Here is a 16,754-nt window from a genome sequence, read left to right as displayed (position 1 = left end):
TGTTGACCAAAAATATTTAGGTTCGGGCTTTTACTTATGGATATAGCAGATAAAGACGAAATTGCTATTATTGGTATTGCAGGTCGTTTTCCTGGAGCAAATAAAGTTGATAGATTTTGGGAAAACCTACGCAATGGTGTAGAGTCAATTTCTTTTTTCACAGATGAGGAACTAATATCTACTGGGGTAGATCCGTCATTGCTTAACGATCCAAATTATGTGAAAGCAAGCGGTATATTAGAAAATATAGATTTATTTGATGCTGCATTTTTTGGCTTTTCTCCCAGAGAAGCTGAGATTACAGATCCACAGCATCGGCTTTTTCTAGAATGTGTTTGGGAAGCTTTAGAAAATGCTGGCTATAACTCAGAAACTTATAGCGGTCAAATAGGTGTTTTCGCCGGTGTCGCTGCAAGTACATACCTACTTTCAAACTTATATTCAAATCGAGATTTGATGGAATCGGTAGACAGCCACCAAATTTTGATTGGAAACGACAAAGACTTTTTACCTACGCAAGTTTCTTACAAATTGAACTTGAGAGGGCCAAGTATCAACGTTCAAACTGCCTGTTCTACATCATTGGTTGCTGTGCATTTAGCTTGCCAAAGTTTGCTCAATGGTGAAAGTGATATTGTTTTAGCAGGGGGTGTTACTGTTGGAGCGTTGCAAAAAACTGGTTATCACTATCAGCAAGGAGGAATTCACTCTCCTGATGGTCATTGCCGAGCTTTTGACGCTCAAGCCAAAGGAACTAATGGTGGCAATGGTTTAGGTGTAGTGGTATTGAAAAGATTAGAAGATGCTATTGCTGATGGTGATTTTATTCATGCAGTAATCAAGGGTTCATCTGTCAATAACGATGGTTCTTTAAAAGTTGGATATACAGCCCCTAGTGTTGATGGTCAAAGGGAAGTAATTTTAGAAGCTTTAGCCTTAGCTGGAGTTGAGCCTGAGACTATTACTTATGTAGAAGCGCATGGTACAGGAACTATTTTAGGAGACCCGATTGAAATTAAGGCTCTCACACAAGCTTTTCGTGCTAGCACAAATAAAAAAGGTTTTTGTGCTATTGGTTCAGTTAAGACTAATATTGGGCATTTGGATACAGCAGCAGGTGTGACAGGATTAATTAAAACAGTCCTGGCATTAAAACATCAACAAATACCTCCTAGCTTGCACTTTCAGGAGCCAAATCCACAAATAGACTTTACTAACAGCCCGTTTTACGTCAACACCAAATTATCAAAGTGGCAAACTAATGATACACCTCGCAGAGCAGGTGTAAGTTCTTTTGGTATTGGCGGGACTAATGCCCATGTGATTTTAGAAGAAGCTCCAGTAATTCCTGCTTCGAGTTCCTCGCGTCCTTGGCAGTTGTTAGTTCTCTCAGCCAAAACCAGCACGGCTTTAGAAACTGCAACAGCACAACTGAGTGCCCATTTGCAGCAAAATTCTGAGATTAAGCTACCTGATGTTGCATACACCCTACAAGTGGGTCGTCAAGCTTTTAATCATCGTCGCATAGTCCTTTGTCGCGATCTTGAAGATGCAGTTAAAGCGCTAGCTGACCTCGACCCACAACGTGTTTTTACTAACTATTACAAGCCTAGTCACTGCCCAGTCGTCTTCATGTTTTCAGGGCAAGGGGCGCAATATGTAAATATGGCAAAGGAATTATACGAAAGGGAAGCAACATTTAAACAACATATAGATAATTGCGCTGTTATATTGCAACCTTACCTTGGTGTTGATATTCGTCGCCTACTTTATCCCAGGGAACAAGATGTTGAAAGTGCTTCTTTTCAAATACAACAAACAGCTTTTACCCAAAGTGCATTATTTGTCATTGAATATGCCCTCGCTCAATTATTCATGGAATGGGGGATACGTCCAGAAGCAATGATTGGTCACAGCATTGGGGAATATGTTGCAGCAACTGTAGCAGGTGTATTCTCTTTAGAAGATGCCCTAGCAATTATGGCAAAAAGAGGACTAATGATGCAACAATTATCCACAGGAAGTATGCTGGCAATTAGACTTCCAGAAAAAGACGTACAGTTACTCTTAAAAACAGAGGCATTGTATAAAGATTCTCTAGAACTAGCAGTTATTAATAGCCCATCTTCATGTGTTGTTTCTGGAACAAACGAGGCAGTTACTACACTACAAAAACAATTATCCTCTCAAGAAGTTGAATGTCGTCTGTTGCATACATCTCATGCGTTCCATTCTGCGATGATGTCACCAATATTAGAGGAGTTTGTGCAGTGGGTAAGTAAATTTCAACTGAATCCACCTCAGATACGCTTTATTTCTAATGTAACTGGTAGTTGGATTACCAATGAACAAGCTACAAATCCCAGTTATTGGGGGCAGCATTTACGACAAACTGTGAGATTTTCAGATGGTATATGCCAATTGATACAGCAGTTTGAAGGGATTTTTCTGGAGGTTGGGCCGGGACATACTTTAAGTACACTCACAAAACAACATTTAGATAGAAGTGCTAAACAGGTGGTGCTGACTTCTTTACGCCATGTTAAAGAACAAGTATCAGATAGTAACTTGTTGTTGCAAACATTAAGTCGGTTGTGGCTTTCTGGTGTAGATATCGATTGGTCAAGATTTTATACTCACGAATTCCGTCATCGTCTACCTTTACCCACCTACCCCTTTGAACGACAAAGATATTGGATTGAGCCTCAAAAGCCAGAACAAAATAGCGATGCCTACGACCGACGACGCTTACGCGCTCCAGTATCACTGACTAAAAAAGCTGATATAGCTGACTGGTTTTATATTCCTTTTTGGAAGCCTTCTTTAGCTCCACTACCACTCCAACATCAAGAATCCTTATCTCAGAAATCCAGCGTTTTGGTGTTTGTGGATGAATGTGGATTTGGTATCAAATTAGTAAACGAATTAGAAAAACAAAACCAGGATGTAATTACTGTAAAGATTGGTGATAATTTTACTAAGAAAAGTGAATTTAAATATACTATAAATCCTCAAATTAATCATGATTATGATATTCTCATACAGGAAATATTTAAACAAGAAAAATTACCAAAAAGAATTATACATTTATGGAATGTCACACCGAGCAATAACCACAAATTAGAAATTGAAAAAGTTAATCAAGCTCAAACGATAGGATTTTATAGTCTCCTATTTCTTGCCCAAGCTCTGGGAAGACAAGACAATACTGAAGGTTTTGAAATCACGGTTATTTCTAACGATCTACAGGCAGTGACAGGAAATGAAGTTATTTCTCCAGAGAAAGCCACTTTACTTGGCCCAATTAAAGTTATCTCTCAAGAATATTCAAATATAAACTGTCGGAGTATTGATGTTATACTTCCAGAATACGGAAGTTGGCAAGAAGAAAAACTTCTAGAACAATTGCTGGCAGAATTGAAAGTTACCGATTCTGAAAAATTCATTGCTTATAGAAGTTTGAATCGTTGGGTGCAAACTTTTGAGCCAGTGCGCCTTGAGAAAACTAAAATCGAAAAGCCTCGACTCAGAGAAAAAGGAGTCTATTTAATTACAGGCGGACTCGGTAGTATTGGACTTGTTTTGGCAGAATACTTGGCTCGAACTGTACAAGCAAAGTTACTGTTGACGGGACGTTCTGCTTTACCTAAAAAAGACGAATGGGAACAATGGCTTAATACTCATGATGAAACTGATAGTACTAGTTATAAAATTCGTAAAGTTCAGGAACTAGAACATTTAGGTGCAGAAGTTTTAGTGGTGAGTGCTGATGTGAGCAAGATACAACAAATGCAAAATGCTATTGATCAAGCTCAACAGCAATTTGGTCAACTAAATGGTGTTATTCATGCGGCTGGAGTTGTTCAAGGTAAATCTTTTGAATCAATTGAAAATATCAGTCAGCTTGATTGCGAACATCAATTTAAACCCAAAATATATGGACTTTTAACCTTAGAAAAGCTTTTAGAAAATATAGAGATTGATTTTTGTTTACTGCTATCTTCATTATCCTCGGTTTTAGGAGGATTAAGATTTGTTGCCTACTCAGCAGCTAATAACTTTATGGATACTTTTGTACAGCAGCATAATCAAAATTATCCTCTTTCATGGAGTAGCATAAGTTGGGATGGCTGGCAAATAGAAAACATAAATGAAAATGAGCAAAATACAGATTTAGATGCAAATTTGACTGAATTGACGATTAAATCGGAAGAAGGGGTCAAAGCTTTTGAAAGAATTTTAAATTGTGCTGCACTTAATCACATAGTTGTTTCCACTGGAGAACTTCAAGCTAGAATTAAACAATGGGTAAAGCTCGAATCATTGCAACAAGAAAGCGAGAGCAAGCAAAACAATTTTTTACTATATTCGAGACCGGATTTACAGAATCCTTACATTGTTCCTAGCAATGAGATTGAACAAAAAATTGCCAATATTTGGCAAGAGATTCTGGGAATAAAAAATGTAGGTCTTCATGATAATTTTTTTGAATTAGGAGGAGATTCTTTATTAATAATTCAGGTTCGCAGTAAAATCATAAAAACATTAAACAAAAATTTATCAATTGCTGATTTATTTGAATATTCGACAGTAAGTACTTTAGCTGAATATATCGGTGGAAAGCAGATTGAAGAAACGATATTTCAACAAGCTGATAACCGTGCTAGCAGAAAAGAAGCAGCTATGCAGGAAAAGCGACAATTAATGAAGCAAAGGAGAAAAATAGATGTCTAATCAACAAATAGACGATTCTACTAAAGGCATAGCTGTCATCGGTATAGTTGGTCGTTTTCCAGGAGCCAAAAATGTTGATGAATTTTGGCAAAATTTGTGCGAGGGACGAGAGTCAATTTCTTTCTTTAGTGATGAGGAATTAGAGGCTTCAGGCATAGATCCAACATGGCTGAGTAATCCTCAATATGTAAAAGCTGGTGCTATTTTGTCAGATATTGAGATGTTTGACGCTTCTTTTTTTGATTTATCGCCAAGGGAAGCTGAAACTATAGATCCTCAGCATCGTATTCTTATCGAATGTGCTTGGGAAGCATTGGAAAATGCTGGTTATGAACCTGCTTCAGGCAAAGGCTTGACTGGTGTTTATGTGGGAACCAATATGAGTTCTTACTTTCTGAGAAATTTAAGTTCCCACCCTGACCTAATTGAATCGATGGGTCTTCCGATTATATATGGCAATAGTCAGGATTTCGCCGCTACACGAGTTTCATATAAATTGAACCTTAAAGGGCCAAGTATCAATATTCAAACTTCTTGTTCTACATCATTGGTAGCCGTTCACTCAGCGTGTCAAGGATTGCTAAATTATGAGTGCGACATGGCTTTAGCTGGTGGTATTTGTATTGAATCTCTGCAAAAAGAAGGTTATTTTTATCAAGAAGGAGGTATCACTTCTCCCGATGGTCACTGTCGAGCCTTTGATGCTAGTTCCCAAGGAACTATTTTCGGGAATGGAGTCGGTCTTGTTGTTCTCAAAAGATTAGAAGATGCTTTAGCAGATGGTGATTGCATTCATGCAGTAATTAAAGGTTCAGCCATTAATAATGATGGTGCAGCAAAAGTGGGATATACGGCTCCTAGTGTGAGTGGTCAAGCTGAGGTGATTGCTGAGGCTCAGGCGATCGCCGGCGTTACTCCTGAAACAATCACTTACATCGAAACTCATGGAACTGGTACGCAATTGGGAGATCCGATTGAAATTAGTGCCTTGAAAAAAGTATTTGCACGGACTCAAGAAAAGGGATTTTGCGCGATTGCATCAGTAAAAACCAATGTTGGACATTTAAATACAGCATCGGGTGTGGCAGGATTAATCAAAACGGTCTTGGCGTTAAAGTATAAAAAAATACCTCCTAGTTTACACTTTCAACAACCCAACCCAGAGATAGACTTTGCCAATAGCCCTTTTTACGTCAACACGAAATTATCAGACTGGCAAACCAATTCTACACCCAAAAGAGCAGGTGTAAGTTCTTTCGGCATTGGCGGGACTAATGCCCATGTAATTTTAGAAGAAGCTCCAGTAATTGAAGCTTCTAGCGCTTCCCGTCCTTGGCAATTGTTACTGCTTTCAGCCAAAACCAGCACGGCTCTGGAAACTGCAACAGCCCAACTATATACTTACTTGGAGCAAAATCCAAATATTAGCTTACCTGATGTTGCTTACACCCTACAAGTAGGTCGTCGGGGTTTTGACTATCGCCGCATACTAGTTTGTCAAGGTGTGGGTGATGCAGTAAAAACGCTAACTTCTTTCGATCCACAACGTATTTTTACTTATCAGCGCCAGTCAAATCATTGTCCAGTCATCTTCATGTTTTCTGGACAAGGGGCGCAATATGCAAACATGGGAAGGGAATTATACGAAACTGAACCGACATTTAAAAAATATATAGATACTTGCGCTGTTATTTTGCAACCCCAACTCAATCTTGATATCCGTCATCTACTCTTTCCACAACAAGAACAAATTGAAGCAGCTACCCAACAACTACAACAAACAGCGCTCACCCAACCAGCATTATTTGTCATTGAGTACGCCTTAGCTCAGTTATTCATGTCTTGGGGTGTGCTACCTGCGGCGATGATTGGTCACAGCATTGGGGAATATGTAGCAGCCACAATTGCAGGTGTTTTTTCTCTAGAAGATGCGTTAGTAATTGTGGCAAAAAGAGGACAAATGATGCAACGGTTAGCATCAGGAAGTATGCTGGCAATTAAACTTCCAGAAAAAGATTTACGGTTGTTGTTGGAATCAGAGAAGTTGGATAATAATTCTCTACAAATCGCAGCGATTAACAGCCCATCTTCCTGTGTTGTTTCTGGAACTAACGAAGCAATTTCTGCCTTAAAAAACCAATTATATTCTCAAGGAGTTGAATGTCGGCTGTTGCATACATCTCATGCGTTTCATTCTGCGATGATGTCACCAATATTAGAAGCATTTATCCAAACTTTAAAACAAGTGAAGCTTAGTCCACCTCGGATACGCTTTATTTCCAATGTAACTGGTAGTTGGATTACCAATGAACAAGCTACAAATCCCAGTTATTGGAGCCAACATCTACGACAAACTGTGAGATTTTCTGATGGTATATCTCTACTGTTAAACCAGTTTGAAGGTGTTTTTCTAGAGGTGGGACCAGGACGAACTTTAAGTACATTAACGACACAGCATTTAGATAAAAATGCTAAACAGCAAGTAGTGAGTTCATTACGTCATATCAAAGAAGAACAATCCGACGTTGCTTGGTTGTTGCAAACATTAGGTAGGTTATGGCTTTCTGGTGTAGAAATAGATTGGTCAGAATTTTATACTCACGAACGGCGTCATCGTTTACCCTTGCCCACTTACCCTTTTGAACGACAAAGATACTGGATTGATGCTAAATCTTCATCACCTTCTTTAAGTAGCCAGTTAGGAATATTAGATAATAAACAAGATATTGCTAACTGGTTTTATATTCCTTCATGGAAACGCTCTTTGCGGCCTCATTCATCCTCTTATGAAATAGAAAGTACACAGAACCAATGGCTGTTTTTTGTTGATGAGTGTGATGTTGGTGATAAACTAATTAATGCATTCAAAAATGCTATTTTGGTTAAAATAGGGGACAAATTTAGTAAAATAAGTCAGGCTGTTTATACAATTAACCCATATATAAATGAAGACTACAATACTCTTTTTAAAGAATTAATATTAATAGGAAAAAACCCTCAAAATATTGCTTATTTATGGAGCATCAGTAATCTTGAAAATAGGCAAAAAGAGGATTATTTAGAATTTAACAGTTTGTTGTTTTTAATGCAGACTCTTAGTAAACTAGAAATTAGCGATCAATTACAACTTTATGTCATATCAAACAATATTCAAGAGGTAAATGGGCATGAAAAACTAAACCCAGAAAAGTCTACAATATTAGGTTTGTGTAAAGTGATTACTCAAGAATATCCTAATATTAACTGTAAGTGTATTGATATTGCCTTCAAAAACCAACAATATGGAGAAGAAAAAAATGATAAAAGTATTATTGACCAACTTTTATGTGAGTTAACAAATGTATCTTCAGATTTAGTTATTGCTTATCGTGGTTCCTACCGTTGGGTACAAACATTTGAGCCAGTTTGCTTAGAGTCAGTAGTTGAAGAAAAAATACCGTTGAGGAAACAGGGTGTTTACCTTTTTCCTGGTGGGTTAGAAACTATTGAAGTTGTACTTGCAGAATATTTAGCAAAATCTCTACAAGCCAAACTGATATTTATCGAAGATTTTGCTTTTCCAGAAAAAGATGAATATTTACAATGGCTGGAAACTCACACGCCAGAAGATGAAGTTAGCTGCAAAATCCAAAAAGTGCAAGCATTGGCTGAGTTGGGTGCAGAAATTTTGGTCTTGGGTGCAGATAAAACTAACTATGAACAAATGCAGGATAGTCTTGCACCTGAGAGTATTGGTAAAATTCACGGGGTTATTTATTCGACTGGAATAAAGCGTGAAAATATATTTAGTTCAATTCCAGAAATTGGTAAGATAGAATTAGGAAATTTATTTGACTCTCAACATCGCCAAATTACTGTATTAGAACAAGTCTTAAAGAATAAAGAATTAGATTTCTGTATTGCATTCTCTTCTTTATCTTCTATTTTAGGAGGATTTGGGTTAAGTTTATATTCAGCAGCTAATCATTTCATAGATACCTTTACCAGCCGACACAACCGAAATCATTCTTTGCCGTGGTACGTTGTAAACTGCGACAAAATACAACTCAATACACCTCAAGACCAAAAAACACTTGAACAAGCATTCGGAGTAGAATTAGCCATTACTCCAACAGAAGTTGTCGAAGTATTTAAACGAATATTATCTCTAGATAAAGGAACTCAGGTTGTTGTTTCTACGATAGATATAAAAGCTAGGTGGGAGCGCACATTTAATTTAGATTCTGTACCAGATTTACAATCTTCCTCTCAAGTAGACTTATCCTCACACTACGCCAGACCTAATCTTAGTAATTCATATATCGCTCCAATAAATGAGTTGGAAAAACAAGTTACCCAAATATGGCAAGAGGTACTCGGAATTGCACAAGTGGGTATTTACGACAACTTTTATGAGTTAGGAGGAGACTCTATTATTGCAACTCAACTAGTTTCTCGATTGCGAGCAAAGTTTCCTGTAGATTTACCACTACGTAACCTTTTATTGGAAGCAATGATACCAGTTAAGCAAGCAGAAATGATTGAGCAACTTCTGTTGGAAAAAATTGAGGAGTTATCTGACAAAGAAGTAGAATCTTTTTTAGCTAATCTGCCACAATAATTATTCAATTTTCAACCTTTATTTGCAAATAGGAAAAATAGTTTATGTCTCTACTCAGCCCTATCCCAGATTATGAAGCTTTTGCTCGGATGCAGAACGAATTAAAGAGTACAGATGAAGAAATACTAGCAGGTATAATACCTATTTTAGAAAACTTAATGCTACAACATATTCCTAAAGAAGCAGATATTCTCGACCTTGGTTGTGGTTCAGGAAAATTGGTACAACAACTTCATCTTAAAGGGTATCAAATAACTGGACTTGATGCTTCTAAGGAACTGTTGCGTTATGCCAGAATCAACGCACCTAAGAGTAATTTTATCCTTAATGACATACGTCAATTTGAACTACCACCTACTTTTGATGCCGTTTTATCGCATGTTGTTCTACTATTTATCTTAAACATTGAAGAATTAACATCTGTTTTCAAAAACGTCTATGCAGCACTGCGAGATAATGGATTATTTGTATTTACTATACCCATAACAGATTGGTTCCATGAAATTGCTCCACCAATTTTTGACCATGTTAATGTTAATCAGGAATGTGCGCTGATTGAAATATTCCACTATAAACCAGAAGAAAGAATTTGGGAAATTAAGGTTACTGGATTTGAGTTAATAGAAAATATTTGGAACCGTTCAGATACTACTTGGTTCAGAAAAGATTTCTTTTTAGCAGACGTGCAATCAAGCCTAGAAAAAGCTGGTTTTAAAGATATTAGTCATTACAAACTCAAAGATTTTGGTTCTGACGATAATAGTATGGCTTGCTTTGTTTGTCAAAAGAAAGCAATATAAAGTGCAATTATAAATGTAGAGATGAGATATATGTCTTCAGATAAATCATAAGGTTACACACATCTAAAATTAGATATGTTATGAATTGGACTGTTATATAGTTCATACACAATTTAATACGAAAGATTTAGGATGCCTATAGGTGCAAATCATGGATAAAAAATACTTGAATTTATCACCCGCTAAAAAAGCCCTTTTAGAAAAATGGAAGGGAGGAAAGTTTCAAGCCGATACTATTCCCAAGCGTCAACTTTCTGAGACTATTCCTTTATCTTTCTCCCAACAAAGACTATGGTTTATTGACCAACTTTATCACGGGAGTTCTTTCTATAATATTCCTATTGCTTTTCATATTAAAGGACAGCTAAATATTACAGTCTTTCAACAAAGTTTGAATGAAATCCTCAACCGTCACGAAGTTTGGCGTACAAATTTTACACTTGTAAATGGAGAGCCAGTACAGGAGATTGTACCCCAATTAAATTGGGATTTACCTATTATTAATTTTGAGCATTTTTCTGGTAAAAATTGGGAATCAGAGGTTAAACAAATTGCAGTAGAGGAAGCAAGAAAAGCTTTTAATTTAGCAAAAGGACTTTTAGTCAGAGCAACTTTAGTACGCTTGAGTGAAGAGGAACACGTTTTGCTTGTTACCATGCACCACATTATCACGGATGGATGGTCTTGTGGTGTGTTCCTGCGGGAGTTGTCAACACTGTACGCTGCTTTCTCTACAAATCAGCCCTCTCCCTTACCTGAACTCCCCATTCAGTATGCAGATTTTACCATTTGGCAGCGCGATCGCATCCAAGGTGAATTCCTCACAACCCAATTAAATTATTGGAAACAACAACTCAAGGGTGAGTTACCTGTACTCCAATTACCCACAGACCGTCCGCGGCCTAACGTTACTACTTTCACTGGTGCAAAACAATACTTTACATTTTCCACCGTTTTAACTAATGCACTCAGACAATTAAGCCAGCAAACAGATACCACTTTATTTATGAGTTTGCTGGCAGCATTTAACATATTATTATATCGTTACACAGACCAAGAAGACATCTTAATTGGTTCTCCAATTGCCAACCGCAACCGTGCAGAATTAGAAGGGATGTTAGGTTTATTTGTTAATACTTTAGTGTTACGTAATAACCTCAGTGGTAATCCCAGTTTTCGCGAATTTTTACATCGAGTGCGTGAAGTGACTCTCAATGCTTATGCACATCAGGATTTGCCTTTTGAGATGCTTGTAGAAGAATTACAACCCGAACGCGACTTAAGTCGAAATCCACTTTATGAGGTTATGTTTGTCCTGCAAAATACTCCAACGTCTGGGGAAGAAGTGTCTGGATTAACCTTGCGTGCTTTAGACTTTGACAGCGGTACTGCTCAACTAGATATTTTCCTATCTATGTCTGAATCCGAGGAGGGATTAACAGGATGTTTGGAGTACAATACGGATATTTTTGATTCAACAACAATTACCCAACTTATCAGCAACTTCGAGACTCTGCTGGAAAATATCGTTGTAAATCCAGAGCAGCATCTCAGTGAATTGTCCCTACTAAATGCTTCTGAGCAAGAGCAACTATTATTTAAGTTTAATCAAACTCGTGCAAATTATCCCCAAGATACATCTCTGCATAAATTATTTGAGCAGCAAGTTGAACTTACACCTGACTCTTTAGCACTAATTAGCGAGTCCGAAGAATTAACTTATCGTCAACTTAACCATAGAGTTAATCAACTTGTACATTATTTACAAAAACAGGGTGTAAAAAAAGACACTCTGGTTGCTTTATGTCTAGAACGCTCCATAGATATGGTAGTGGGAATTATAGCTATTCTAAAAACTGGCGGTGCATATATTCCTCTTGACCCAAGTTATCCAGTAGAGCGTCTGAATTTTATGCTCTCTGATTCTCAAGCATCACTGTTAATTAGCAACCAAGAGATATTAGAAAAACTATCATTGTCTTCGGGTAAAATCGTTTGTTTAGATATCCACAAAGACGAAATTGCTCAAGAAAGTTTGGAAAATCCTATCCACATCTCTCCATTTGATAATCTCGCCTATATTATCTACACTTCTGGTTCAACTGGAATACCTAAAGGTGTTCTTGGCACTCATCGCGGTACAGTCAACGGCTTACACTGGTTATGGAAAACCTATCCTTTTAGCGAAGGAGAAGTTTGTTGTCAGAAAACAGCCATTAGTTTTGTAGATTCTGTATGGGAAATTTTTGCTCCTTTACTTCAAGGAATTCCTACAGTAATTATTAGCAATACAACTATACTAGACCCACAATTATTTATAGAAACTCTAGCGCATCACAAAGTCACTCGGATCATACTTGTACCTTCATTCCTACGCTTGCTTCTTGATAATTATAGCCAACTAGCCAAGAAGTTATCACAGCTAAAACTTTGGATAAGTAGCGGAGAAGCACTTTCTGTTAAGTTAGTTAAAACTTTCCAAGAATTGATACCATTTGCGAAACTCATCAATCTTTACGGGTCATCGGAAGTTTCCGCCAATGCCACTTACTACGACACTAGTTTATTGCAACAAGCAAACAGTGTACCCATTGGTCGTCCGATTGATAATACCCAGGTTTATGTGCTGAATCGTGATTTACAACCAACACCGATAGGAGTTGCTGGTGAACTTTATATTGGTGGTGACGGATTGGCAAAAGGTTATTTACATCGTTCAGAATTAGCTGAAGAAAGATTTATTAATAATCCCTTTATTCCAGGAAGCAAACTTTACAAAACTGGCGATTTAGTCCGATATATAAAAAATGGCAATCTTGAATATTTAGGTCGAGATGATGAACAAGTAAAAATCAGAGGCTTTCGAGTAGAATTAGGTGAAGTTGCGGCTGTTATTGCGCAACATCCAGATGTACAACAATCGGTTGTAATTGCCAGGAACGATGCTCAACAAAATCAGCGTTTGATTGCATATCTGGTGACAGATAAACTAGAGATAACTACACAATTGTTGCCAGAATTACAACAAAAATTGCCTAACTATATGCTACCGTCTACTTTTGTTGTAGTAGATACACTTGCACTTACACCTAATGGTAAAGTAGACAAACTTGCACTACAAAATAACGAAATTACACAATACAATAGTCATAAATCATTTGTTCATCCCAGAAATTTTACGGAATTAGCTTTAGTAAAACTTTGGGAAAACCTTCTCAATACTAGCCCTATCGGGGTGATAGACAACTTTTTTGACTTGGGCGGTCATTCATTTTTGGCTGTCCGCTTGATGGCTCAGATTCAAGACAAATTTGGACATAATCTACCCCTGTCTACTCTTTTTGAAAATCCTACAATTGAAAAACTAGCGACTATTCTTAGTCAACCATTCCGTCAGGCTTCTAATTCTCATTTAGTAGCAATTAACTCTTCTGGTAATAAAATACCTTTCTTCTGTATACATGGCGCTGGTGGAAATATTAGCCCATACTTTAATTTATCCAAGAGGCTTGGTGAAGATTATCCACTTTATGCTTTAGAAGATACTCTAGAAAAAGAAAAACCAGAAGTCATTTCCGTAGAAGAAACAGCAACTCGCTACCTACAAGAAATCCGTAAAATACAGCCAAATGGCCCTTATCTTTTAGGTGGTCATTGTTACGGCGGTGTACTAGCTTTTGAAATAGCGCAACAATTACAAAAACAAGGTCAAACAGTAGGTTTATTGGTTGTTATCGATGCCATATTATCAGAAACACGCATTGAAACTACAGACGATGATGATGCCAAATTTTTACTTCGCATAGCTGAATCCATAAAAACTGATAATGATATAGATTTTTCAGTACCTTTTGAAGAACTTCGAGATTTGCCATTAACTGAGCAACTTAATTTAATTAATCAAAAAGGCAATTTCATCTTTAGTGATGCAGAAATTGAAGATTTTCTCCGTTATTACAAACTTTTTAAAGCGCATGTTCAAGCTATGCGGAATTATATGCCTCAACTGTATCCTCAGTCTATAACTTTATTTCGAGCTAACAAAGAAATAATTCATGATTTTGATAATCCCGAATGGTATACTAATGACCCCTTGCTAGGTTGGGGTAAATGTTCTAGTCAACCTATTCAAGTTATTGAAGTTCCCGGAGATCATTTTTCGATTTTCGTTGAACCTCATATTCAAGAATTAGCTAAATATCTAAAAGATTGTATCGATAATGCTGTATACCTTCTAAATAATAATGGGAGTAAAAGAAGCTGATGAAACTACCCCCAGGGCCGAAAACTCCTGCTTGGTTAATAGCTCTGAAATTTGAGAGCAATCCCTTTAACTATATGGATGCTATTTCCAAACATTATGGTGATATAGTTACTCTAATGTTTGGTTCCACGCCAACAATTTATGTCAGTAATCCTTTAGCAATAAAGGAGATTTTCACAAACACTAAAGAAATTACAGCTAGGGGCGAATTGAACTTGGGTTTCGCCTTGATGACAGGAAATCAAGGAGTTCTCCAACTTGATGGTTTAATTCACAAAAATCGACGCAAATTGTTAATGCAAGCTTTTCATGGAGCGCGGATGCAAGCCTGTGGGCGACGTATCTGCGAACTCACAGAAAAGATTATCGGTAAACAGACATTTGGAAAGCCTTTTGTTGCATACCCAACAATTGAAGATATTACCTTACGAGTGGGTATAGAAGTTGTAATGGGTTTAACTGAAGGAAAGCTTTCTGAGAAAATCAAGCATTTGTTTATTTCTATTCTGAGATATGGACAATCACCAATAGATAAAATTCTGAGGAATATTTTTGGAGAAAAAGATTTAGGTCGATGGAGTCCACAAGGATATCTCCTTCACCTTCGACAAGAGCTTTTTCAATTGCTATTGACTGAGGTTGAAGAACGTCGTAAGCAAGCAGATTTTTCACACGCTGATATGATTACCGATCTGATCTTTGCTGAAGATGAGACAGGTCAACCATTAAGCAATGAAGAAGTACGCGATCTCTTATTATCCCCCATATTTGCAGCTGGTGATGCTTCGGGAACTGCGATCGCTTGGTCTTTGTATTGGATTCATCGTTTACCTGCTGTGCGATCGCGCCTACTATCAGAACTCGACAGTCTTGGTGAAAACCCAGATCCCATGAGCATTTTTGCCTTACCATACTTAAGTGCTGTTTGTAATGAAGCTTTGCGAATTTACCCAACTCAGTTATTTGCCTTTCCTAGATTGGTAGAGTCTCCAGTCAAGGTAATGGGCTACGAGTTGAACCCCGGAACAATACTGCTTGCTAATATTTATTCGACACATCAGCGTGAAGATTTATATTCACAACCAAAAGAATTTCAGCCAGAGCGCTTTTTAGAAAAACAATATTCTCCCTACGAATTTCTGCCATTTGGTGGTGGTTCTCGTGTGTGTATTGGCGGAACTTTTGCCCTATTTGAAATGAAATTGATATTAGCAACCATTCTTTCACGTTACGAGTTAGAGCTAGTAAGTCAGCGTCCAGAACGCCCCAAATTTGGAGGTTTGATTTGTTACCCGGCTAGCGGCGTGAAAATGGTCGTGCATGGTCTGCGTCAAAATAAAGGACACCTACAACCACTTGTTTCTGGATCGTTTTAGCCATCAGATTTATAACCCTTTTTTTTCAAGCTAAAAATATATTTCATTATCGAGGAAGTAGATATGACAAAGAATAATAAAGGTGCTGTCGTTATAACTGGAGCATCCACAGGTCTCGGTCGAGCAACCGCGCTTTTACTAGATAAGCAAGGATATCGAGTTTTTGCGGGAGTCCGCACAGAAAAAGATGGTGAATCTTTAAAGCAGGCTGCATCTGGAAATTTAACACCCATTATTATAGACATCACAAAAGCCCAAGAAATCAAATCAGCTTCAGAATTTGTCTCATTGGCGCTCGGTAATGAAGGATTATTTGCATTAATTAATAATGCATATACTGGGGTAGATGGGCCATTAGAATGTATTCCAATAGACGATATCAGATGGAATTTTGAAGTAAATGTTATCGGTCAAATTGCAGTCACACAAGCTTTTTTACCAATGCTCCGACAAGTGAAAGGTAGAATAATTAATATCAGTGCAATTTGTGGTAGATTAGCGATACCATACAGAGGGCTTTTATCTACTTCTAAAATTGCACTTGAGGCAATTACAGATACTCTACGAATTGAATTGCGTTCCAGTGGGATTGAAGTACTATCCATATTACCAGCGGGAATAATTACCCCAGAACAGGCTGACAAAGTAGAAGCTGATTGCCAGAAAGTTTTAGGTAATATGTCAACCGAAATGAAAGCTATATATGGCAAAAATTTCAAAAAATGTATGGAAGATTCCGTAAAAGGAAATCGCAGTGGAGGTTTACCAGTTGAAAAAGTTACAGCAGTAATATTGCAGGCTCTCCAAGCTCCGAAACCCAAAAGAGAATATTTTGTTGTCCAATCACCGTGGGAGCTGAAGCTGTATGCATTGTACAAAAGATTAGTACCGCACCAGTATTTTTATGACAATCTTTATAAGGATATATGAAAAATATAGAGATTAGCATTTTGTCGCTATTTCATGATTTTTTAATAACA

Annotated in this window: 6 protein-coding genes; all 6 read left to right on the top strand. The window is 37.4% G+C overall.

What is annotated here, in order from left to right:
* Positions 1-36: 36 nt before the first annotated feature.
* The 6 genes from RMY16_RS05715 to RMY16_RS05690 all read left to right on the top strand — a co-directional run bounded on the left by RMY16_RS05715 (position 37) and on the right by RMY16_RS05690 (position 16,704).
* A complete protein-coding gene (locus RMY16_RS05715) occupies positions 37-4,734 on the top strand; it encodes a type I polyketide synthase (RefSeq protein WP_322735541.1) in 4,698 nt (1,565 codons plus the stop codon).
* Entirely contained in the window at positions 4,727-9,334 is a 4,608-nt protein-coding gene (locus RMY16_RS05710; protein WP_322735540.1) for a polyketide synthase, read from the top strand. The genes RMY16_RS05715 and RMY16_RS05710 overlap by 8 nt, the downstream gene beginning before the upstream one ends.
* A gap of 44 nt (positions 9,335-9,378) precedes the next feature.
* Complete coding sequence (locus RMY16_RS05705; RefSeq protein WP_322735539.1) at positions 9,379-10,134, top strand: class I SAM-dependent methyltransferase; 756 nt, start codon at positions 9,379-9,381, stop codon at positions 10,132-10,134.
* A gap of 151 nt (positions 10,135-10,285) precedes the next feature.
* Positions 10,286-14,398 (top strand): amino acid adenylation domain-containing protein, encoded by a 4,113-nt coding sequence (locus RMY16_RS05700; RefSeq protein ID WP_322735538.1) that lies wholly within the window; start codon positions 10,286-10,288, stop codon positions 14,396-14,398.
* Positions 14,398-15,774, top strand: coding sequence for a cytochrome P450 (locus RMY16_RS05695; protein WP_322735537.1), 1,377 nt, complete (start codon positions 14,398-14,400; stop codon positions 15,772-15,774). The genes RMY16_RS05700 and RMY16_RS05695 overlap by 1 nt, the downstream gene beginning before the upstream one ends.
* 63 nt (positions 15,775-15,837) lie before the next feature.
* The gene (locus RMY16_RS05690; RefSeq protein ID WP_322735536.1) at positions 15,838-16,704 is read left to right on the top strand and encodes an SDR family NAD(P)-dependent oxidoreductase; all 867 of its coding nucleotides are present in this window, start codon (positions 15,838-15,840) and stop codon (positions 16,702-16,704) included.
* The last annotated feature ends 50 nt before the right edge of the window (positions 16,705-16,754 follow it).

This window comes from Nostoc sp. DedQUE12b, from assembly GCF_034530835.1.
Classification (GTDB): Bacteria; Cyanobacteriota; Cyanobacteriia; order Cyanobacteriales; family Nostocaceae; genus Nostoc.
The sequence above is the reverse complement of the archived record's forward strand: the minus strand, read 5'-3'. Positions and strand labels throughout refer to the sequence as shown.